We start from the raw sequence: 22,726 nt of genomic DNA on the forward strand, positions 1-22,726 counted from the left end.
GCACGATGGACTCATGGCGAGCATCGAGAAACGCGTTCGCGGAGACGGCACCGTCGCCTACCGCGTCACTTGGCGCGACCCCACCCAGCCCGGCCGGCAGTCGATGACGTTCGATGACCGGCGTCAGGCCGAGCAGACGATCAAGCTGCTCGACGGCAGTGGCCAACCACTCACTCTCGCGATCGAGGTCGCCAATGCGATCCGCCAGGGCGGGCCCACGGTCGAGGACGCAGTGCGCGAACACATCGACCTGCTCAACCGCGTCGGCGAAGACCCCCGCAGCGGGTACCGGTACCGGGCTCGCGACCACATCAACCCCCACCTCGGCGCTCTGCCGGTCAAGGCGCTCACGTGGCACCAGGTGACGCTGTGGATCCGCGACCTGCAGACCAAAGGGCTCTCGAACAAGTCGATCGCGAACATCCACGGACTGCTCTCCGCAGCCATGAACACCGCCGTCCGCCTCGGCTACCGGACGGACAACCCCTGCGCAGCCGTGCGACTCCCCCGCACCCAGCGGGCAGGTGATGACATGGTCGTCCTGGAGCCAGAGGACCTCGACCTCATCCTGGACAACCTCCTCGAGCACTACCGACCGTTCATCATCACCCTCGTCGGAACCGGCCTGCGGTTCGGCGAGGCGACGGCGCTGCACGTCGAAGACCTCTCCCTCGACGCCCACCCACCGACCATCCGCATCAACAAGGCCTGGAAGCAGGACGGCAACCGGCAACCGTTCATCGGGGCGCCGAAGTCGGCACGGTCACGGCGCACGATCTCCCTGTCCCCCGACCTCGCCGAGATGCTCTGAGAGGTCACCGCGGACAAGCGCGGGACGGAACTCGTGTTCGTCAACGTCGCCGGACGCCCTATCCGCAACAACACTTTCTGGGCCACCAACTGGTCACCTGCTCTCACCAAGGCGCAGAACCCGGTCGACGCGGACGGCTCACCGGACCCCGACGCGCGACGACTGATGAAACGGCCACGGATCCACGACCTGCGCCACACCCACGCGAGCTGGATGCTCGCCGAGGGGATGGACATGTTCACACTGTCCCGGCGGCTGGGGCACGAGACCTACGCCACGACCGACTCGCGGTACAGCCACTTGATGCCTGCCCAGCAACTCCAAGCCGCCGAGGTGGCCGCGGCGGCGATGGGGCGACTGCGTCATCGGCCATCGCCACGCGGAGCAGCAGCGACGCCTTCGTCACGTACCGGATCATCGATGGAGACCCGCTCCTCGTCTCCATCAACTGAACGCACTCTGCAGACGGGCTGATCGTGACCTACACAGCGCATGCCATCTATCACACCCTGGAGTTCCAGGGTGTGGAGCGGTGGCACGGTCTGCCCACAGCCCCGTGGCCAGGAGGCGGCAGTTGCGGCCGCCTCCTGGCCACGGGCCCAGACCACTTTCCTTGGTTGCGCACCGACGTGTCATTTGGGCCGGTCACCATCGACCTGACCCGCACGGGCACTCGCCGGGACCTACGGACGCCCCTTGCGCTTCCACGACGTCGGCCCTGAGGTCCGCGCCGCGATGGTTGCTCAGGTCCTCCAGGACGTCTCGACGAAGCGGTCCGTCTGGACGACGTGGAACCTGGGCGCGGCCGCGCTGCGGGCGTCCCGGCCGCTGCGGATGGCCAACCCCGAGGAGCGCCTGCACCTGCTCAACGACCTCACCAGGCAGGCCGCCGCGGCGTGCGTGCACCTGGACGACACCCGCGACCCCGAGCGGCGCCGCGTCGGGGAATCCCTGTTCACTTCCACCGAGCTCCTCGCCGCCGAGAAGTCCCTCATCGACGCCACCACCACCCCGGTGTACCTCCCCCACACGATCGAAGACCTGCGGAGCCCGTCGGTGCGGATCCGCGTCGCCCTGGACGCCCTCGCCCCTGACCAACGCCTCGCCGCCGAAGCCGTCCTGACCTCACCCCACCTGCTCGACGCCCTCGTCGGACCAGCCGGGTCGGGCAAGACCACCACACTCGCCGCGGTGACTGCGGCATGGCGCACCACCGGCGGACCCGTCCTGGGCCTTGCGCCGTCCGCCACCGCCGCCCACACCCTGCAGGAGTCTCTCGGCGTCCCGTGTCAGACGACCGCGAAGTGGCTCTACGAGTCGGTCGGACCCGGAGCCCACACCCGCGACGGCACCTACACGCGCGCAATCTCCGGCTGCGCGCCCTTTTCCTCGCATGGACGACACGAAGGCTCCACGGCATCGATGCCGGACGCCGCGCACCGTGGCAACCGCACCCCAGTGTCGCTTCACCCCCGACCGGAATACTCTGAAAATTCCGATCTAAGGAGTGACGTGCCCATGCCTGACAACGAACTGGTACTCGATCCGACGCTCGCTGATCTCTACAAGGACCTCCACAGCCATCCGGAGCTCGGCTTCCAGGAGCACCGCACCGCCGACCTTGTGGCCCGCCGCCTGGAGGAGCTGGGCTTCGACGTCACGACCGGTGTCGGTCGGACGGGGGTCGTCGGCGTCCTGAAGAACGGTCCTGGCCCGACCGCCCTCCTCCGCGCCGACATGGATGCCCTCCCGGTCAAGGAAGACACCGGTCTGGAGTACGCCAGCACCGTCACCGCGACCGACGATCACGGCAAGGTCGTGCCGGTCGCCCACGCGTGCGGTCACGACCTTCATACGACCTGCCTGCTGGGGGCCGCGGGGATCTTGGCCACGAACACCTCCACCTGGTCCGGCACCCTGCTGCTCGTCTTCCAGCCCGCCGAAGAGCTCGGCGCGGGTGCTCAGGCCATGGTCGACGACGGGCTGTTCGACCGCTTCCCGAAGCCCGATGTCGTGCTCGGCCAGCATGTGTCCCCGTTGCCCGCGGGCACGATCGCCGGGCACGCGGGTCCGTCCTACGCGGGGTCGGACTCGCTGCGCGTGCGTCTTGTCGGCAAGGGCGCCCACGGATCGATGCCCGAGGCGTCCGTCGATCCGGTCGTCATGGCGGCCGCGACCGTCCTGCGCCTGCAGACCATCGTCTCCCGGGAGGTGCCGAGCACGGCGACCACCGTGCTCACGATCGGTTCCATCCACGCCGGGGACGCCGCGAACGTCATCCCGGGCGAGGCCGAGCTGCAGCTGAACATCCGCAGCTACGACGAGGGGATCCGACGGCGCATCCTCGACGGCGTGGATCGCATCGTCCGTGGCGAGGCCACGACGGCGGGCGCCACGGAGCCACCGACGATCACCCAGATCGAGAGGTTCCCCGTCGTCATCAACGACGCGGTCGCCCTGAAGGCGACCCTCGACGCCTTTGCCGCCTGGCTGGGAGCAGACAAGATCCTCGATCCGGGCGCCGGAGCCGGCAGCGAGGACGTGGGGGGGCTAGCGACGAGCGCAGGTGCGCCCTTGTCCTACTGGCTCCTCGGCGGCACCGATCCGTCCCCGTTCACCACCGGTGACATGAGCGACCCCGCCCTGCTCACCGTCCCCTCCAATCACTCCCCGCACTACGCGTCCGTCATCGAACCCACCCTGACGATCGGGGTGACGGCCTTGGTCACAGCGGCCCGGACCTGGCTGCCGGCCGGGTAGCCGCCGGACACGCTTCGCGGCCGGGTAGCCGCCCTCACTGCCGCGCAATCGCGATGCGTAGACGCTCCTCAGGGTCGATGAAATGGTCGTTGTCGTCGGGCCCCAGGTCAATCTGCACCCAGTGGATCTTTCCCGTGAACCGGCTCCCGTCCGCCGTGTAGTCGGAGGTGACCGTGGTCCCGGACTCGTAGCCGATGTCCGTGGTCTCGTCCGCAGAGAAGATCATCGGCTGGGTCGCACCGACCCTGCCGGCGCCAGCCGCCTCGCCGTCGTAGTAGAGGGTGACGTCTCCCCCCTTGGCCAGTCCCCCGCCGTCGTAGGCAAACTCCATCCGGACCTGGTGGGTGCCTTCGGGGATCGCCCGGTCGGCCTCGACGGCGAATTCCTGGATGCCGAGGACGTTGTAGACGAATGTCGCCCTGCCGCCCTTCGCATACAGGGCCCACCCGCCGAACCTGCCGCCCTGGGCGATGATGACCCCGTCGGCTCCGGCCCCGGAGACCGCGACCTCCGCGGTGACGGAGAACGACTTGTTCTTGATGTTCACGACGCTGTTCTCCGACAGGCGCCCCATACCGGGGAAGAACAGCTGCGAGCTCCCCCGGATCAGGGTGGGTCTCCCGGCGGCCTCGGGCGAGATGCGCTCGGCTGTGCGGTCGTCCATCGGGAGGACGTTGTACTTGACTGCCTCGATCAGCCAGAGGCGCTGCAGCTTGCTCAGCATCTCCGGATTCTGGGACGCGAGGTTCCGGGACTGGCTGTAGTCGCCGCTCCCGTCGTAGAGCTCCCAGACGTCGTCGTCGAAGGCGGGCATCACTCCACCGACCATGATCCACGGGGTGCGGTGCTTCGTCACCGCGCTCCACCCGCGGTGATAGATGCCCCTGTTCCCGAACATCTCGAAGTACTGCAGGTCGTGGCGCTCGGGGCTGGCGGCGTCGTTGAAGGCGTAGACCATGCTCGTGCCCTCCATTGGCGACTGCAGCACGCCGTTGACAATCGTCGGCTCGGGCAGACCCGCCGCTTCGAGGATGGTCGGTGCCACGTCGATCACGTGTGTGAACTGCGAGCGCAGGCCCGCCTTCTCCTGGATCCGTCCGGCCAGTGGACGATCGTTCCGTTGCGGGTGCCGCCCCAGTGCGAGGCGACCTGCTTGGTCCACTGGAAAGGAGTGTCCATCGCCCAGGCCCAGCCGACGGCGTAGTGGTTGTAGGAGGAGGGCGACCCGAGCTCGTCCATCTTGCTGAGCAAGAACTCAGGAGTCTCCAGGGCCGCCATGCCGTTGAAGCTGGCCATCTCGTTGAACGCGCCGTTGAGGGTGCCTTCCGCGGAGGCGCCGTTGTCGCCGACGATGTAGTAGATCAGCGTGTTGTCGAGCGCGCCGATCTCCTCGATGGCGTCGATCAGCCTCCCGACGTGGTGGTCGGTGTGCTCGAGGAACCCGGCGTAGACCTCCATCTGGCGTGCCAGGACGGGCCTGAGCTCGGCGGGCATGTCGTCCCAAGCGGGGATCTCGTCGTGGCGGGGGGTCAGCTGCGCCTCCGCCGGGATGACGCCGAGCTCCTTCTGCCGCGCGAACGTCTGCTCCCGTTGCGCGTCCCAGCCGTCGTCGAACTGGCCCCTGTACTTGTCGGCCCACTCCTTGGGGACGTGGCGCGGGGCGTGGGTCGCCCCCGGTGCGAAGTAGACGAAGAACGGGCGGTCCGGCATGAGGGCCTTCTGCTGGCGGATCCAGCCGACCGCCCGGTCGGCCAGGTCCTCGGTCAGGTGATATCCCTGCTCTGGGGTGGCCGGCGGTTCAACGGGAGTCGTCCCGTCGTAGAGCGCTGGGTCCCACTGGTTGTTCTCACCGCCGATGAACCCGTAGAACGTCTCGAAGCCCCCGCCGCCCGACGGCCAGGCGTCGAAGGGTCCCATCGGGGACGCCTGCCAGACTGGCACCTCGTGGCACTTACCGAACTGAGCGGTCGAATAGCCGTTGAGCTTGAGGGTCATGGCCAACGGGGCCTTGGTGTTGGGACGCAGGGAGCTGTTGCCCGGCGCCGACGTCGCGGTCTCCGTGATCGAGCCCATCCCGACCGAGTGGTGGTTGCGCCCGGTGAGCAGCGCCTGTCGGGTGGGTGCGCACAGCGCGGTCGTGTGGAAGCGGTTGAACCGCAGCCCTCCCCCGGCCAGGCGTTCCGCGGTCGGCGTCTGGCACGGTCCTCCGAACGTGCTCGACGCGCCGAAGCCCACATCGTCCAGGAGGATCACCAAGACGTTCGGCGCCCCCTCGGGGGGCAGCAGCGGCTCGATCGGCGGGAAGGACGTGTCCGGGTCCTTCGCGTCATACGTGGTCAGACCCGGTACCGGGCGATCGGGGATGGGCAGCATGTTGCGCGCGTGACGGTCGGGGCTCATCGGTTCCTCCGAGAACTGGGCCACCCGTGCGGCACCGTGTCGTTCCGGCTGGCATCTTCGGCTGTGCCCTGTACAGGGCAACCATGCCCTCGTGGCCTCGTCCGTAATCGACCACGCGTGCGCCTGACGGCGGGGCAGGGCGGGCGGCCATCACACGAGCGGGTGGGTAGCCGCAGGCAACCGGGGATGCCGGCTGCGAGAGGTGCAATTCATCCCAGTACACACCCGCTCCGGTCGCGCGGCAACGGGAGGCGGGACGGTCTACGACGCGCCGTCGTCGCCGTCTGTCGGACCGATCAGCTGCAGGACCCGCTCGGCCGCGCGACGCGCCTCCGCGTCGTCGTGCGCGGTGACGACGACGCCGTAGACCATCCGCTGGACCAGGACGAGGTCGTCCATGGTGAGGTCCGCCGGGGCCTGGGCGGCCTGCTGGGCGCGCACGAGCAGAGGCTCGACCATGCGCCGCAGCCGGATTCCGCCGTCGTAGTCCGACTGGCTCCGGCGCGCGTCGATGACCATCTCGACGAAGGCCGCCTCCGTGATCGTCTGGTCGACGATGGCGTGCCAGAGCCGGGCGAAGGCTCCGGTGTCCTCATCCTCGACTCCCGCCACCCAAGTGCTACCTGCGCTCCTTCGCCCTCGACCCCCGCGCCAACAAGGCCATGAAGGAGCAGGGCATCCTCTTCAAGGCTGACACCCTGGAGGAGCTGGGCCGCAAGCTCGACCTGGACCAGGCCACGTTCCGCGCCACGGTCGAGCGCTTCAACGGCTTCGCGCGGGCCGGGCGGGACCAGGACTTCAACAAGGGCGACTCCGCCTACGACCGCTACTACGGCGACCCTACGGTCCACCCGAACGCCTGCCTCGGCACGATCGAGAAGGGCCCGTTCCTCGCCTACAAGCTTGTTGTCGGCGACCTCGGCACCAAGGGCGGCGTGCTGACCGACCCGGACGGTCGGGCGCTGCGTGAGGACGGCTCCGTCATCGAGGGCCTCTACGCCGCGGGCAACAACTCGGCCTCGGTCATGGGCAACACCTACCCCGGCCCGGGTTCGACGATCGGCCCGGCGACCGTGTTCGGCATGCGCGCCGGCCGCCACATGGCCCGCCAGAGCAGCTAGTCCCCGCGCCCGCGACGGGGGCTCCCAGTGACCAACAGGTCATCGGGAGCTCCCGATGCACCGCCAGATTGACTTGTTCGAACGTGCGTACGTAGCCTAGTCCGAACAGGTAGCACCGACGGACAGAGGCCATCATCACGCGCTCCAGACACCCCGCCCATCGTTCTACCGCCGGGCACCCGATATCTGGGCACCCGTCATGATGGGCGCGCACCACGCGATCGCCGGCTCGGCCGCCTGGGTCGCGGTGGCCGGCACCGGTCCCCTCATGCTGGGCCTCTACCCGGTCTCGGACTCCGGGCTCCTCATCGGGTCGATCGTCTGCGCCGGTGCGGCTCTGCTGCCCGACGCCGACCACCACAGCGGGACCATCTCCAACTCCCTGCCGCCGCTGTCCAAGGTCGTCACCCGCGTCGTCGCGGGCATCAGTGGAGGCCACCGAAACGGCACGCACGGACTGCTCGCCATCCCCGTCGCGGTCGCCCTCGCCGTCGCGGCAGGGATGGTCGCTCTGGAGACGGAGGCCTTCGGCCGGGTCGCCCTGGGCGCCGGGGCGCTCTCGCTCCTGCTCGTCGCGTACGCCGCGAAGGCACTCAAGATCACCAACGACGGCAGCTGGCTTCGTTCGTGGGGCATCGCCGTCATCGTCTCCGTCCTGGTCACCCTGTACGCGCCGCAGGAGTGGGAGTGGCTGCCGATCGCCGTCGGACTAGGGGTGACCGTGCACATCGCCGGCGACCTGCTCACCACGGGCGGAGTCCCCCTGCTGTGGCCGCTACGGCTGCGTCCCCCACGCTGGTGGCGCCGGACGCAGGGGCTCAATGACCTCTGGCTGGCCAGCGGCCGGGTGGCGCTGCCCGTGCTGGGGGACACCGGCTCGCGCCGCGAGTGGGCCCTCGCCGTCCCGCTGACCATCTATGCGACCTACGGTGCCGTGGTCGCCCTCGCGGGCCTCCTCCAGGGCACCTGACCCCGTCCGGCCCTTCCCCCGCCCTCTCCCCCGCCCCACCCGCTGAGTGCGGGCGAATGGCTGCCCAAATCGGGTATCTGGCAGCTATATGACCGCACTCAGCAGAGGGTGCGCTCGGCAGGCACCGGCCCGAAGCCGGGCGGTGTGGGAGCGGTGCGCGTGCGGGTGCCCGACGACGAAGCCCTCGCCTCCTGTAGGAGGCGAGGGCTTCGTCGTCGGGCAGGATCACCGGCTGGTCAGGCGACCAGCGTCGGTCCTCAGACCTCGTCGCCGATGCGGTGCACGAGGATCGAGTTGGTCGTGCCGGAGACGCCGACCGGTGCGCCGGAAACGACAACCACGAGGTCACCGATCTCGGCGAGGCCGTTGGCCTGCAGGGTCGAGTCGACCTGGCGGACCATCGCGTCGGTGCTGTCGACCGAGGGAACCTCGTAGGACTGCGTGCCCCAGGTCAGCGACAGGACGCTGCGGACGTCGCTGCGCGGGGTGAACGCGAGCAGCGGCAGGGCCGACCGCAGGCGGGACATACGACGTGCGGAGTCACCCGACTGGGTGAAGGTCACGAGGTACTTGACGCCGAGGATCTCACCGATCTCGGCGGCGGCACGGGTGATCGCTCCACCGCGGGTGTGCGGCGTCGACCCGAGGGGGGCGATCCGCTCGCGGCCGAGCTCCTCGGTGCTCTCGATGATGCGGGCCATAACGCGCACGGCCTCGATCGGGTAGTCACCGACGCTCGTCTCACCGGAGAGCATGACGGCGTCCGCGCCGTCGAGGACGGCGTTGGCGCAGTCCGAGGCCTCGGCGCGGGTCGGGCGGGGAGCGGTGATCATCGACTCGAGGACCTGGGTGGCCACGATGACCGGCTTGGCGGCGCGACGAGCAAGCTCGATCGCACGCTTCTGCACGAGGGGGACCTGCTCGAAGGGCAGCTCGACGCCGAGGTCGCCGCGGGCGACCATGATGCCGTCGAATGCGTCGACGATCTCGGCGAGGTTCTCGACAGCCTGCGGCTTCTCGACCTTGGCGATGACGGGAAGGACGCGGCCCTCCTCTTCCATGATGCGACGCACGTCGTCGTAGTCGGCCGCGCTGCGCACGAACGACAGGGCGATGATGTCGGCGCCCAGGCGGACGGCCCAGCGAAGGTCCGCCTCGTCCTTGTCGGACATGGCCGGCACGGAGACTGCGACGCCGGGGAGGTTGAGTCCCTTGTTGTTGGAGACCGGCCCGGAGACCTCGACGCGGGTGATGACCCGGGGGCCTTCGACGGCAGTCACGCGAACGAGGACGCGGCCGTCGTCGATGAGGATCGGGTCGCCGACCCGGGCGTCGCCCGGCAGGCCCTTGTGGGTCGTGGAGACGAGCTCCTTGGTGCCCACGACGTCTTCGGTCGTGATGGTGAACGTGTCACCGACGTTGAGCCACTGCTTCTCGTCGTTCAGGAAGCGGCCAAGGCGGATCTTGGGTCCCTGCAGGTCGACGAGCACGGCGACCGAGCGGCCAGCGGCCTTCGCGGCGGCACGCACGTTGTGGTAGACAGCTTCGTGCTCTTCGGGCTCCCCGTGGCTACGGTTGATCCGGGCGACGTCCATTCCGGCGTCGACCAGGTTCTGCAGCTGCTCGAGGGAGGCGGTTACGGGTCCGATGGTGCATACGATCTTTGCTCTGCGCATAGCTCCAGCCTAGTTGCTTGTGTAAGTACTGCAGTCGGGACGAAAGTCTTGCGGTGCCCCAAGCATCTCTGCCCGGGGCACAGAACTCAGGGGCGCAACGCGACGGTCGTGGCCGTGACGGGCGCCGGGAGCTCGGTGCTGCCCTGCAGGTATGCATCTACCGTAGCCGCCGTAGCCCTCCCTTCGGCAATGGCCCACACGATGAGAGACTGCCCGCGACCTGCGTCTCCGGTGACAAAGACCCCCGGGACGGAGGATGAGAAGTCCTCGCGACGGGCCAGCAGGCCCCGTGATGTCACCTCCGAGCCCGCCTGGGCGACGATCGAGCCGGTCTCCGGACCTGTGAATCCCATCGCGATGAGCACGAGGTCGACCGGGATGATCCGCTCGGTCCCGACGGCCGGCGCGCGCCGGCCGTCGGGCAGGTACTCGGTCGTGGCGACCTTGAGCGCCACGAGCTGACCCTCGGCGTTGCCGATGAACTCCACGGTCGAGGCGAGGTAGTCACGCTCCCCGCCCTCGGCGTGCGAGCTCGACACCTCGAAGAGCAGCGGGTCCGTCGGCCACGGCTGGCTGGCCGGGCGCTGCAGGGGCGGCCGCTTGCCGATCGCGAGCGTCGTGACCGACGCCGCACCCTGGCGCAGCGAGGTGCCGATGCAGTCCGAGCCGGTGTCACCGCCGCCGATGACGATCACGTGCTTGTCGGTCGCCAGGATCTGCCCCGGGACCTCCTTTCCCGCCACGACGGCATTCGCCTGCGGCAGGAACTCCATCGCGAAGTGCACCCCCGCGAGGTCGTTGCCCGGGATGGGCAGCCCCCGCGGGATCGTCGCCCCGGTCGCCACGATCACTGCGTCGAAGCGGGCCCGCAGCTCCTCCCAGGTGAGGTCGACGCCGATCTCCACGCCGGCACGGAACCGGGTCCCCTCGGCCTTCATCTGCGCCAGACGGCGGTCGATGTGGCTCTTCTCGAGCTTGAAGTCGGGGATCCCGTAGCGCAGCAGGCCGCCGATGGCATCGTCGCGCTCGTAGACCGCGACGGTGTGGCCGGCCCGGGTGAGCTGCTGGGCGGCGGCGAGCCCGGCCGGGCCTGAGCCCACGACGGCGACGGTCTTGCCGGTCAGACGCTGAGGGATCTTCGGGACGACGTAGCCCCGTGCGAAGGCCTCGTCGATGATCGAGACCTCGACGTTCTTGATGGTCACCGCGGGCTGGTTGATGCCGAGCACACAGCTCGACTCGCACGGCGCCGGGCAGACCCGACCGGTGAACTCGGGGAAGTTGTTCGTGGCGTGCAGACGCTCGATCGCGTCCTCCCACTCGTCCCGCCGCACCAGGTCGTTCCAGTCCGGGATGAGGTTGCCCAGCGGGCAGCCCTGGTGGCAGAACGGGATGCCGCAGTCCATGCACCGGCTGGCCTGGACCTTGACGAAGGCCGAGTCCTCGACTCGGTGGTCATGCACCTCACGCCAGTCCAGCAGCCGCACCTCGACGGGGCGGTACGCCGGGAGCTCGCGCTCCCGGGCTTTCAAGAAACCGCGTGGATCAGCCACGGGAACCCTCCAAGATCTCTTCCCAGGCACCCGGCGCGGAGATGTCGACGCCGTCGACCTCCGCCTTGGCGAGCGCCGTGCGGATACGTGCAAACTCCGTCGGCAAGATCTTCGTGAACCGCTCGCGGGCGGCCCCGAAGTCTGCAAGCAGCACGTCGGCCACCCGAGAGTGCGTCTCGGCGAGGTGACGACGCAGCAGGTCCTCGACGATAACCGCGTCGTCGTCGTCCAGGCCGGAGAGCGTGAGCTCACCGCTCGTGGCCGCCGCGACGTTGAGCGCCTCCCGGCGCAGGTCCAGGACATAGGCGGTGCCGCCGGACATCCCGGCGCCGAAGTTGCGGCCGGTCGCGCCCAGCACCAGGACGGTGCCTCCAGTCATGTACTCGCAGCCGTGGTCGCCCACGCCTTCGACCACGAGGGTCGCGCCGGAGTTGCGCACGCCGAAGCGTTCACCGACGTAGCCGCGCAGGAAGATCTCTCCTGACGTGGCGCCGTAGCCGATGACGTTACCGGCGATGACGTTGTTCGTGCCGGTCAGGACCGCTGAGCGATCAGGTCGCACGATGATCCGCCCACCCGAGAGTCCCTTGCCGACGTAGTCGTTGGCGTCACCGAACAGCCGGAGCGTGATCCCGCGCGGCAGGAACGCCCCGAGGGACTGGCCGGCCGAGCCGGTCAGCGTGACGTCGATGGTGTTGTCGGGCAGGCCCGCACCGCGGTACCGCTTGGTCACCTCGTGACCGAGCATGGTCCCGACGGTGCGGTTGACGTTGCGGATGGGCAGCGCGATCTCGACCGGGGCGCCGGTCTCGAGCGCCTCCGCTGCGAGGGCGATGAGCTGGTTGTCCAGGGCCCGGGCGAGCCCGTGGTCCTGGGTCGTGGTGTTGCGCAACGACGAACCCGGGACAGGCTGGGGCACCACGAGCACGGGAGCGAGGTCGAGCCCCTGTGCCTTCCAGTGGTCGATCGCCCGACGCGCATCGAGTGTCTGCACCTGGCCGACGGCCTCTTCGATCGACCGGTACCCGAGTGCCGCGAGGTGCTCGCGAACCTCCTGGGCGATGAACTCGAAGAAGTTCACGACGAACTCGGGCTTGCCTGTGAAGCGCGCGCGCAGCTCCGGATTCTGGGTGGCCACGCCGACCGGACATGTGTCCAGGTGGCACACGCGCATCATGATGCAGCCGGAGACGACCATCGGAGCCGTCGCGAAGCCGAACTCCTCGGCTCCCAGCAGGGCGCCGATGATGACGTCGCGGCCGGTCTTCATCTGACCGTCGACCTGCACGACGATGCGGTCGCGCAGGTTGTTGAGCACAAGGGTCTGCTGGGTCTCGGCCAGGCCGATCTCCCACGGGGTCCCCGCGTGCTTGAGGGAGGTCAACGGGCTCGCGCCCGTGCCGCCGTCGTGCCCGGAGATGAGCACGACGTCCGCGTGCGCCTTGGCCACCCCCGCGGCAACCGTGCCGACGCCGAACTCGGAGACAAGCTTGACGTGGATCCGCGCCACCGGGTTGGCGTTCTTGGCGTCGTGGATGAGTTGGGCAAGGTCTTCGATCGAGTAGATGTCGTGGTGGGGGGGCGGGGAGATGAGCCCGACTCCCGGCGTCGAGTGACGCGTCTTGGCGACCCACGGGTAGACCTTGTGCCCGGGCAGCTGACCGCCCTCACCGGGCTTGGCGCCCTGCGCGAGCTTGATCTGGATGTCGTCCGCGCTGGTCAGGTACTCGGACGTCACCCCGAACCGGCCGGAGGCGATCTGCTTGACCTTGCTGCGGCGCTGCGGGTCGTAGAGGCGCTCGGGGTCTTCCCCACCCTCGCCCGTGTTGGACCGTCCGCCGAGCTGGTTCATCGCGATGGCGAGCGTCTCGTGCGTCTCGGCGGAGATGGACCCGTAGGACATGGCACCGGTGTTGAAGCGCTTGACGATCTCCGAGATCGGTTCGACCTCGTCGATCGAGAGCGCCGGGCGCAGGCCCTCCTTGAACTCGAGCAGCCCGCGCAGGGTCATCAGCCGTTCGGTCTGGTCGTCGACCCGCTTGGTGTACTCGCGGAAGACGTCCATCTGACGCGTGCGGGTCGAGTGCTGGAGCCGGAAGACCGTCTCCGGGTCGAAGAGATGCTCCTCGCCGTCCCGGCGCCACTGGTACTCCCCGCCCACGGCCAGGCTCTGGTGAGCCTGGAAGTTGCCCGACGCCGGGTAGGCCTCGGCGTGGCGGGCGGCGACCTCGGCCGCGATGACGTCGAGGCCGACGCCGCCGAGCCGGCTCGTGGTGCCGGTGAAGTAGTCGCCGATGAGCTCGTGGGACAGGCCGATGGCCTCGAAGACCTGCGCGCCACGGTAGGAGGACATGGTCGAGATGCCCATCTTGGACATGACCTTGAGCACGCCCTTGCCGAGGGCCTTGATGAGGTTGGTCACGGCCTGCTCGGGGCTCACCGTGACATAGCTCCTCGTGGCGAGGTCCTCGACCGTCTCCATGGCGAGGTAGGGGTTGACCGCGGCCGCGCCGTAGCCGATGAGAAGCGCGACGTGGTGCACCTCGCGGACGTCACCGGCCTCCACGACGAGGGAGACCTGGGTCCGGGTGTGCTTGCGCAGCAGGTGGTGGTGGACCGCGCTGGTGAGCAGCAACGACGGGATCGGGGCGAGGTCCTGGTAGGAGTCGCGGTCGGAGAGCACGATGAAGCTCGTGCCGGCGTCGATCGCCTCGTCGACCTCGGCGAAGATCTCGTCGAGGCGGGACCGAAGGCTCGCCCCGCCGCCGCTGACCTGGTACAGGCCGCGGACGGTCATGGCGGAGAAGGCCCCAGACAGCGACGGTGCCTTGTTGATGTTGATGATCTTGGCGAGGTCGTCGTTGTTGATGACCGGGAAGGACAGCACGACCTTGCGGGCGTGGTCCGGGGTGTCGCACAGCAGGTTCGGCTCGGGTCCGATCGCACCGCCGATCGCGGTCACCAGCTCCTCGCGGATCGCGTCCAAGGGCGGGTTCGTGACCTGGGCGAACATCTGCGTGAAGTAGTCGAAGAGCACCCGGGGGCGGTTGGAGAGCACCGCGATCGGGGTGTCCGTGCCCATCGCACCGAGCGGCTCGCCGCCGGTGTTCGCCATCGGGGTGAGGAGGATCTTGACCTCTTCCTCGGTGTAGCCGAAGGCACGCTGACGACGCTGGACCGAGGCCGGGGAGTGGATGACGTGCTCCCGGTCGGGGAGCGTGTCGAGGTCGATCGAGTTCTCCTTGACCCACTGCTGGTACGGGCGCTGCGCCGCGAGCTGGGACTTGATCTCGTCGTCGGAGACGATGCGCCCGGCGGCCGTGTCGACCAGGAACATCTTGCCGGGCTCGAGACGGCCCTTCTGCACGACGGTCGCGGGGTCGATGTCCAGGACGCCCGCCTCGGAGGCGAGGACGACAAGGCCATCCTGAGTCACCCAGAACCGGCCCGGGCGCAGCCCGTTGCGGTCCAGGACCGCACCCATGAGCGTGCCGTCGGTGAAGGTCAGGCACGCGGGGCCGTCCCACGCCTCCATGAGGTTGGCGTGGTACTCGTAGAAGGCCCGACGCTCGGGTGACATCTCGGCGTGGTTCTCCCACGCCTCGGGGATCATCATGAGGACGGCGTGCGGGAGCGAACGCCCGCCCAGGTGCAGCAGTTCAAGCACCTCGTCGAAGGACGCGGAGTCGCTCGCCCCATCCGAGCAGATCGGCAGCAGGGACGTCAGGTCGCCAAGGTTGTCGCTGGCCAGCTTGCCCTGACGGGCGGCCATCCAGTTCCGGTTCCCGCGGACGGTGTTGATCTCACCGTTGTGGGCAATCATCCGGAACGGCTGCGCGAGCGGCCAGGAGGGGAACGTGTTGGTCGAGAACCGCGAGTGGACCAGCGCGAGCTCGCTCGCGTAGCGCGGGTCGGACAGGTCCGGGAAGAACGGCTCGAGCTGAGCCGTCGTGAGCATGCCCTTGTACGTGAGCGTGCGCGCGGACAACGAGGCGAAGAAGAGCCCCAGCTCGTTCTCGGCGCGCTTGCGGAGCCGGAAGGCGCGGCGGTCGAGGTCGATGCCGGACAGCTCGCGGGCCGGGTCGGCGACTACGACCTGGCGGAAGGTCGGCATCGAGGCGCGGGCGCTGGGCCCGACGAGGTCAGCGGTCACCGGGACGTCACGCCAGGCGAGGACCTCGAGCTTCTCCTCTGCGGCGATCGCCTCGACGGCGCGGGCGACCTCGTCGGCCTCCACGCGGTCCTGCGGCAGGAACGCCATGCCGATCGCGTAGGAGCCCACGGGAGGCAGGTCCGCCGCGACAACGTCGCGGATGAAGGCGTCGGGGATCTGGGTGAGGATCCCCGCGCCGTCGCCGCTGTTCTCCTCGGCACCCACCGCGCCGCGGTGGTCCAGGTTGAGCAGAGCGGTCAGGCCGGCGTCGACGATGTCCCGCCCAGGCGTCCCACGCAGCGTCGCCACGAAGGCCACACCGCAGGCGTCGTGCTCGGCGCGCGGGTCGTAGAGACCTTGCGCTCCGGGTGCGTCGGGCCTGGGGGAACTGCTTGCACTTTTCAGCGGCGTGGTCATCAACACCGTCCTCACGGAGGGCCCACTTGACGCGGGCTTTACTTAACTGCGGGGATTTGCGGGACGCCATCGGCCCAAGCGATATGACATTACTGTTCAGTTGTTTCGCCGACGTTTCCAAGCAGAGTCACTCAGGTCACACGCCGTGGGGCTCTTGACCTTCGCCCCGGGTTGACCTGGGATTCCGCGCTGCATCGGATATTTCGGGTACGGACTCGGCGTCCGGCGTCGAGTCGGTGTCCGTCTCGGAATCCGATACGCGCTCGGAGCTGGCCACGGCGAGCTCGTCACCCGCGTCCGCGGGTGCGTCCGTGCCCGCCTGCGCGGCCCTGCTCGGATCGAGATAGACGCTCTCCTCACGGCCGCCGCCACGATGTCCCACCACGATGAACGCGACGAGTGCCCCCAGGCCGACGATGATCGACGTCCACACGTTCAGGCGCAGCCCGAGGATCGTCTCGGCGGCGTCGATGCGCAGCAGCTCGATCCACAGGCGACCGGCCGTGTACAGCACGACGTACAGCCAGAACACGCGACCGTGACCGAGCCGGAACCGGCGGTCGAGATAGATGAGCAGGCCCGCCGCGGCGAGATTCCACAGCAGCTCGTAGAGGAACGTGGGGTGGAAGAGCGTGCCGACCGGGTAGCCGGCGTTGCGCGCGACGTCGGGACTGACTTCCAGCCCCCACGGAAGGGTCGTCGCGCGGCCGAAGAGCTCCTGGTTGAACCAGTTGCCGAGCCGGCCGATCGCCTGAGCGATGAGCAGCCCGGGGGCGAGCGCGTCAGCAAAAGCACCGAAGCTCACTCCGGCGCGCCGGCACCCGATGTAGGCACCGACCGCGCCGAGCGCCACGGCGCCCCAGATGCCGAGCCCACCTTCCCAGATCGCGAAGGCCTTGAGCGGGTCTCCCCCGGCGCCGAAGTAGGCGTCCGGCGAGCTGATGACGTGATAGAGACGCCCGCCGACGATGCCGAAGGGCACCGCCCAGTAGGCGATCTCGTAGACCTCGTCGGCGTTACCGCCGCGCTCTTCCCAGCGCTTGCCGGTGAGCCACGCGGCGAAGAAGATGCCGATCAGGATCGCGAAGGCGTAGGCACGCAGCGGGAACGGACCCAGGTGCCACACGCCCTCGCTCGGGCTGGGGATCGAGGCGAGGATCGTCAGAGTCTGCTCGGAAGCGCTCACGCGGTCTGCCCTGCTCCCGTGCGGGCCGATCGGACGCCGGCCGCAAGTCCCTGCGCGACGGCGCTCATCGCCGCGAGGCGGTCGGCGAACGGTCCGTCGCCGAGCAGCGGCTTGACGAAGGCCGACCCGACGATCACGCCGTCGGCGTACCGTCCGACCTCAGCGGCCTGCTCCGGGCGGGACACGCCGAGGCCGACGCACACGCGCGCGGCGCCGGCCGCACGGGTGGCCGCCACGAGCTGCTCGGCGCCGGCGCCGACCGTGGCCCGCTCGCCGGTGACGCCCATCGTGGACGCGGCGTAGACGAAGCCGCGCGAGGCGGCCGCGGTCAGCGCGAGGCGCTGCGGGGTTGAGCTCGGGGCCACGAGGAAGACCTTGTCGAGGTCGCGCGCATCAGCGGCGGTGATCCACTCTGCGCCTTCGTCGGGGATGAGGTCGGGGGTGATGAGCCCGGCTCCCCCGGCGGCTGCGAGGTCGCGGGCGAAGGCGTCGACCCCGTAGCGCAGCACCGGGTTGAAGTACGTCATGACGAGCACAGGCGCGCCGAGACCGGCGACCGCCTCGATCACCGTGAATACGTCCCGGACGCGGGTCCCTCCGTCCAGGGCGACGTTCACCGCAGACTGGATCGTGGGGCCGTCCATGACCGGGTCGGAATACGGGATGCCGAGCTCGAGGATGTCCGCTCCGGACTCGATGAGCGTCCGCGCGGCCTCGATGGACTGGGCGAGGGTGGGGAAACCGATCGGTAGGTACCCGATGAGCGCGGCGCGCCCCTCGGCTTTGAGCTCGTCGATCCGACGTGCGGTGGCGCTCACGCGTCTGCTCCTTCTTCGCTGAGGTCGGCGTCGGCGTCGACGAGGTCGAACCACCGCGCGGCGGTGCCCACGTCTTTGTCCCCGCGGCCGGACAGGTTCACCAGGATGAGCTCGTCCGTGCGGCCGGCGGCCTGGGCCTCGAGGCCCAGCTTGATCGCGCCTGCCAGGGCGTGGGCTGACTCGATCGCGGGGATGATGCCCTCCGTCCGGCACAGCAGGCGCAGGGCCTCCATGGCTTCGGAGTCGGTGATCGGGAAGTACTCGGCGCGTTTGATGTCGGCAAGGAAGGAGTGCTCGGGGCCGACCCCGGGGTAGTCCAGGCCCGCAGAGATCGAGTGGCTGTCCTTGGTCTGACCGTCTTCGTCCTGGAGCAGGTAGGAGCGGGCACCGTGCAGCACGCCCGCCATGCCACCGGTAATCGAGGACGCGTGACGCCCGGTCTCGAACCCGTCGCCGCCGGCCTCGAAGCCGACCAGGCGGACGCCCGCGTCATCGAGGAAGGCGTCGAAGATGCCGATCGCGTTCGAGCCGCCGCCGACGCAGGCCGCGACCACGTCGGGCAGCCGGCCGGCGAGGTCGAGGACCTGCTGGCGGGCTTCGACGCCGATGATGCGCTGGAAGTCGCGAACCATGGTCGGGAAGGGGTGTGGGCCGGCCGCGGTGCCGAAGACGTAGTTGGTCGTGTCTACGTTCGTGACCCAGTCGCGCATCGCCTCGTTGATCGCGTCCTTGAGGGTGCGCGTTCCGGCCGTCACGGAGATCACCTCGGCGCCGAGCAGGCGCATCCGGGCGACGTTGAGCGCCTGGCGGCGGGTGTCTTCCTCGCCCATGTACACGACGCACTCGAGGTCGAAGAGCGCCGCGGCGGTGGCCGTGGCGACCCCGTGCTGACCGGCGCCGGTCTCGGCGATCACGCGCTTCTTGCCCAGGCGCTTGGTGAGCAGCGCCTGGCCGAGGACGTTGTTGATCTTGTGCGAACCGGTGTGGTTGAGGTCCTCGCGCTTGAGGATGATCCGGGCCCCGCCAGCGTGCTGGGCGAACCGGGGCACCTCGGTGATGATGCTCGGGCGCCCGCTGTAGGACCGGTGGAGCTCGTTGAGCTCGGCGGCGAAGGCCGGGTCGGCGACCGCCTTGCGGTACTCGGCGTCCAGCTCGTCGAGGGCGGCGACCAGTGCCTCCGGGACGTAGCGACCGCCGTACTCACCGAAGTACGGGCCTTGGAGGTTCTGCAGTGATTCGGGCAAGGGTAGGGCCTTCCAGGGTTGCGACGACCGGCGCCCTGCGGGGCGCGCCGATGAGGTCGGACCGCCCTGGAGGACACCGTGGAGAGCTGGGAGTCAGTGGCGGACGGCCCAGAGGGAGGGGTGGGAGCCGGCTGCGACGAGGTCTGCCACGGCGGACCGCGGTGACTCACCGGTCACCAGCGCCTCCCCGACGAGGACGGCGTTCGCCCCGGACCGGGCGTAGTCCATGACGTCGTGCGGGCCGCGCACGCCGGACTCGGCGATGCGGACGACGCCGTCGGGGACGGCCGGCGCGAGCCGGGCGAAGGTGGTCCGGTCGACCTCGAGGGTCTTGAGGTTGCGGGCGTTGACCCCGACCAGGCGCGCCCCGGCGTCCAGCGCCCGGGTGACCTCGTCGACCGTGTGTACCTCGACCAGGGCGGTCATGCCGAGGGAGTGGACGCGCTCGACGAGCGACTCGAGCACCGTCTGCTCGAGTGCAGCGACGATGAGCAGGACGAGGTCGGCGCCGTAGGCACGGGCCTCCCACACCTGGTACGGGGAGACGACGAAGTCTTTGCGCAGGATGGGGATGTCGACCGCCGCGCGGACCGCGGTGAGGTCGGCCAGGCTTCCACCGAAGCGTCGTTCCTCGGTCAGCACGGAGATGACCGAGGCGCCGCCCTTCTCGTACTCACGGGCCAGCGCGGCCGGGTCGTCGATCGTGGCGAGGGCGCCCTTGCTCGGACTCGACCGCTTGACCTCGGCGATCACCGCGACGGCGTCCTCCTGGTTGAGCCGGCTGACGCACTCGAGCGCGTTGGGCTGACGCAGTGCTCGTGCCTTCAGGTCGGCGAGCGGTGTTGCCGCCTCACGGACCGCGAGATCTTCCCGAACACCGACGATAATGTCATCGAGCACCGTCATGACGCCTCTTCTTCCCGAATTCGAATGCACCAGCTGAGGCGCACCTCACGGCGGCGACTCTTGCCCGCGTCACGCGGACCTGCTACCAGCCATCGTAGAGCCGTCCGTCGACCAGCGACTCATCCGTACGGCCCGTGAGACGACCGAATGGTCCCGGCCCAGAACGGGACCGGTTCAGTGGCTGGTCGCGGCGTTGCTGTCACCGGCAGACTGGCCATATCCGGCGACGGACAGGACCTTCCCGCCGACCAGCCCGACGACGACGATCGCCGCGCCGACCCAGATGAGCCAGTTCGCCGAGACGCACATCGCGACGCCGGCGAGGACGGAGCCGACGACGACGACGATCGTGGTGAACCAGGCCGCGAGGGTGTGCCCGTGGTTCGAGGGCGGTGCGGACGGCGGCAGGTAGGAAGCGTCGACCTGTGCGGAGCTGTCAGTCATGGGTCATGCCTTTCATGGAAACGTGGTCCTAGCCTATCCAATGCTGGCGCGTCGGGAGGCCTGTGGGGTCAGGTCGGGTCGTCGCCCTGGGTCAGCGCATCCCAAGCATCGCGCTCGTCGAGGTCGGTCTCGTCGGTGTCGGGGGCACTCTCCTGCGGGGCGTCCTGCCCGTGGACGGGCGTGTCGTACTTGGTCGTCCGGCTCCCCCAGTCGATGGGCGCGACCGCGGCCCGCACGGCCACGGCGATGATCGCAAGCCCGCAGACGAGCGCGAGGTAGGGCGCATAGGAGACCGTCACGTCGCCGACGACGCCGATCACCCCGGTCGCGTCGGCAACCCCGGACCGTGCCGCGGCGTCGGGCGAGCGGATGAAGTTGAACCCGGAGCCGGCGATCACGAGGCCACCGGCGATCACGACGAGCAGGGAGAACCAGCGGGCGATCCGGCCGACCAGGCCGAGCGCGAGGCCGGCTGCGACGACCACCAGGGCGGCCGCGCTCACCCCCGGGGCGGCCGACGTGCCGGTCACCACGACCTTCACCTGCTCATTGAGGACGGTCGATGCGTAGGTCGTCAGCCAGGTGGGCGCCGCGGTCGCGACCGCGGCGGCGCCGAGCAGGACGAGCGACAGGACCACCCTGCGGCGTGCGGCGCGCGGGTTGGCTGCTGCGCTCGCGTCCTCGCTCACGGCCGGGCTCGCAACCGGCTGGCGATCTGGACAGACCGCACCGCGGCGGCGGCCTTGTTCCGGGACTCCTCGTACTCGAGCGCCGGGACCGAGTCGGCCACGATCCCGCCGCCGGCCTGGACGCTCGCCCGGTCGCCGCGGATCAGCGCGGTGCGGATGGCGATCGCCATGTCCATGGTCCCGTCGAAGCCGAAGTACCCCACGGTCCCACCGTAGATCCCCCGTGAGGCGGGCTCCACCTCGTCGATCAGGGCGATCGCGCGCGCCTTGGGCGCGCCGGAGAGCGTCCCGGCCGGGAACGTCGCAGTCAGCACGTCCAGGGCCGTGACCTCTGGTCGCAGGCGCCCGACGACCGTCGAGCAGATGTGCATGATGTGGCTGAATCGCTTGATCGCCATGAACTCCACGACCTCGACGCTCGACGGCGCGCAGACCTTGGCCAGGTCGTTGCGGGAGAGGTCGATGAGCATGATGTGCTCGGAGCGTTCCTTGGGGTCCGCGAGGAGCTCGACGCCCAGCTGCTGGTCCTCCTCCGGGGTCGTCCCGCGCGGGCGCGAGCCGGCGATCGGGAACGTGATCACCCGACGGTCGGTCACCTTGGCCAGGGTCTCCGGGCTCGACCCGACGACCGCGAAGTCGCGTCCTGCGGCGTCGACCAGCTGGAAGTAGTACATGTACGGGCTCGGGTTGATGGTGCGCAGCACCCGGTAGACGTCGAGCGGGTCGGCCGGGCAGTCGAGGTCGAGGCGCTGGGAGACGACGACCTGGAAGACCTCACCGTCCCGGATCGCGGCCTTGCCGGTCTCCACGGCCCGCTCGAAGTCGGCGCGGGTGGTGCGGAACTCCAGCTCCGGCTCGGGCGCACCCGGGTCCAGGACTCGCAGCACGTCCCCGCCGGCCGGGGCGGCCCCGACGAGCTGGGCCTCCATGTCGTCCAGGCGCGCGATCGCACCCGAGTACGCCTCCTCGACCCGTTCGTCGGTCGCGTCGAAGTTGATCGCGTTGGCGATCAGCCAGACCGAGCCGTCGATGTGGTCGACCACCGCGAGGTCGCTCGCCAGGCACAGCGTCATCTCGGGCACGCCGAGCTCGTCCGGTGCGGTCGCGGGGAGCGTGGGCTCCCAGCGGCGCACGAGGTCCCAGCCGAGCGCGCCGACAAGTCCCCCGGTGAGCGGGGGCAGTCCCTCGATCGCGTCGGTGTGCAGCACCTGGAGCGTGGCACGCAGCACCTCGAGCGGGCTGCCCGACGTCGGGACACCGGCGGGCACGTCGCCGCGCCACACCGCCTGGTCGCCGTCCACGCTGAGCGTGGCCCGCGAGTTCACGCCGATGAAGGAATACCGGGCCCAGCCGCCGTCGATCTCGGCGGACTCCATGATGAACGTGCCCGGCCGCCCCGCGGCCAGGGTGCGGTACAGGCCGACCGGCGTGACGTCGTCGGCCAGCAGACGGCGCACGACCGGCACCACCCGGCGGCCGGCCGCGAGCTCGTAGAACTCCTCGACCTGTGGCCACGTCTGTCCCCAGGCAAGCGTCCCGGCGCTGCGGGGCCCCCCGCTGGATGGCGCTGCGTTCACG

The 22,726-nt window shown here is 69.6% G+C and carries 15 protein-coding genes and 2 pseudogenes; 5 read left to right on the top strand and 12 right to left on the bottom strand.

Annotation, left to right across the window (positions count from 1 at the left end; genetic code table 11):
- The first annotated feature begins 13 nt into the window (after positions 1-13).
- From BLQ50_RS13735 to BLQ50_RS19300, 3 genes and pseudogenes are all read left to right on the top strand, one after another.
- A complete protein-coding gene (locus BLQ50_RS13735; RefSeq protein ID WP_093184671.1) occupies positions 14-811 on the top strand; it encodes a tyrosine-type recombinase/integrase in 798 nt (265 codons plus the stop codon).
- A 27-nt stretch (positions 812-838) separates the two neighbouring features.
- Positions 839-1,285 (top strand): annotated as a pseudogene (locus BLQ50_RS13740) (tyrosine-type recombinase/integrase); the annotation flags it as partial.
- A 222-nt stretch (positions 1,286-1,507) separates the two neighbouring features.
- Complete coding sequence (locus tag BLQ50_RS19300; protein ID WP_093184677.1) at positions 1,508-3,571, top strand: amidohydrolase; 2,064 nt, start codon at positions 1,508-1,510, stop codon at positions 3,569-3,571.
- A gap of 34 nt (positions 3,572-3,605) precedes the next feature.
- Here BLQ50_RS19300 and BLQ50_RS13750 read toward each other — a convergent pair.
- Together BLQ50_RS13750 and BLQ50_RS13755 are read right to left on the bottom strand one after the other, a co-directional pair.
- Positions 3,606-5,971, bottom strand: a pseudogene (locus BLQ50_RS13750) (sulfatase-like hydrolase/transferase).
- 261 nt (positions 5,972-6,232) lie between these two features.
- Positions 6,233-6,583, bottom strand: coding sequence for a hypothetical protein (locus tag BLQ50_RS13755; protein WP_093184680.1), 351 nt, complete (start codon positions 6,581-6,583; stop codon positions 6,233-6,235).
- Between the two features lie 50 nt (positions 6,584-6,633).
- Here BLQ50_RS13755 and BLQ50_RS13760 point away from each other — a divergent pair, with 50 nt between their 5' ends.
- Together BLQ50_RS13760 and BLQ50_RS13765 are read left to right on the top strand one after the other, a co-directional pair.
- Positions 6,634-7,092, top strand: coding sequence for an FAD-binding protein (locus tag BLQ50_RS13760; protein WP_093184683.1), 459 nt, complete (start codon positions 6,634-6,636; stop codon positions 7,090-7,092).
- 199 nt (positions 7,093-7,291) lie between these two features.
- A complete protein-coding gene (locus BLQ50_RS13765) occupies positions 7,292-8,062 on the top strand; it encodes a metal-dependent hydrolase (RefSeq protein ID WP_093184685.1) in 771 nt (256 codons plus the stop codon).
- Positions 8,063-8,319: 257 nt separating this feature from the next.
- Here the strand turns inward: BLQ50_RS13765 and pyk are convergent, their stop codons facing one another.
- The 10 genes from pyk to BLQ50_RS13815 all read right to left on the bottom strand — a co-directional run bounded on the left by pyk (position 8,320) and on the right by BLQ50_RS13815 (position 22,725).
- A complete protein-coding gene (pyk, locus tag BLQ50_RS13770; RefSeq protein ID WP_093184688.1) occupies positions 8,320-9,738 on the bottom strand; it encodes a pyruvate kinase in 1,419 nt (472 codons plus the stop codon).
- An 86-nt stretch (positions 9,739-9,824) separates the two neighbouring features.
- On the bottom strand, positions 9,825-11,291 hold the full coding sequence (locus BLQ50_RS13775; protein ID WP_093184690.1) for a glutamate synthase subunit beta: 1,467 nt from the start codon (positions 11,289-11,291) through the stop codon (positions 9,825-9,827).
- On the bottom strand, positions 11,284-15,861 hold the full coding sequence (gltB, locus tag BLQ50_RS13780) for a glutamate synthase large subunit (RefSeq protein ID WP_093184693.1): 4,578 nt from the start codon (positions 15,859-15,861) through the stop codon (positions 11,284-11,286). Before gltB ends, BLQ50_RS13775 begins: the two co-directional genes overlap by 8 nt.
- 136 nt (positions 15,862-15,997) lie before the next feature.
- The gene (gene lgt, locus BLQ50_RS13785; RefSeq protein WP_093185017.1) at positions 15,998-17,026 is read right to left on the bottom strand and encodes a prolipoprotein diacylglyceryl transferase; all 1,029 of its coding nucleotides are present in this window, start codon (positions 17,024-17,026) and stop codon (positions 15,998-16,000) included.
- Between the two features lie 17 nt (positions 17,027-17,043).
- Positions 17,044-17,865, bottom strand: a complete 822-nt coding sequence (trpA, locus tag BLQ50_RS13790; RefSeq protein WP_093184697.1) for a tryptophan synthase subunit alpha — start codon at positions 17,863-17,865, stop codon at positions 17,044-17,046.
- On the bottom strand, positions 17,862-19,109 hold the full coding sequence (trpB, locus tag BLQ50_RS13795; RefSeq protein WP_093184700.1) for a tryptophan synthase subunit beta: 1,248 nt from the start codon (positions 19,107-19,109) through the stop codon (positions 17,862-17,864). Before trpB ends, trpA begins: the two co-directional genes overlap by 4 nt.
- Positions 19,110-19,202: 93 nt before the next feature.
- Positions 19,203-20,015 carry an indole-3-glycerol phosphate synthase TrpC gene (trpC, locus tag BLQ50_RS13800; protein WP_093184702.1) on the bottom strand — a complete coding sequence of 271 codons (813 nt, stop codon included), beginning with the start codon at positions 20,013-20,015 and terminating at the stop codon, positions 19,203-19,205.
- Positions 20,016-20,189: 174 nt separating this feature from the next.
- Entirely contained in the window at positions 20,190-20,459 is a 270-nt protein-coding gene (locus tag BLQ50_RS13805; protein ID WP_093184704.1) for an HGxxPAAW family protein, read from the bottom strand.
- A gap of 68 nt (positions 20,460-20,527) precedes the next feature.
- Positions 20,528-21,148, bottom strand: a complete 621-nt coding sequence (locus BLQ50_RS13810; protein WP_093184707.1) for a Trp biosynthesis-associated membrane protein — start codon at positions 21,146-21,148, stop codon at positions 20,528-20,530.
- A complete protein-coding gene (locus BLQ50_RS13815) occupies positions 21,145-22,725 on the bottom strand; it encodes an anthranilate synthase component I (protein ID WP_425424099.1) in 1,581 nt (526 codons plus the stop codon). The genes BLQ50_RS13810 and BLQ50_RS13815 overlap by 4 nt, the downstream gene beginning before the upstream one ends.
- Position 22,726 lies beyond the last annotated feature (1 nt).

It is taken from the genome of Sanguibacter gelidistatuariae (assembly GCF_900096585.1).
In the GTDB taxonomy this organism is placed as follows: Bacteria; Actinomycetota; Actinomycetes; order Actinomycetales; family Cellulomonadaceae; genus Sanguibacter; species Sanguibacter gelidistatuariae.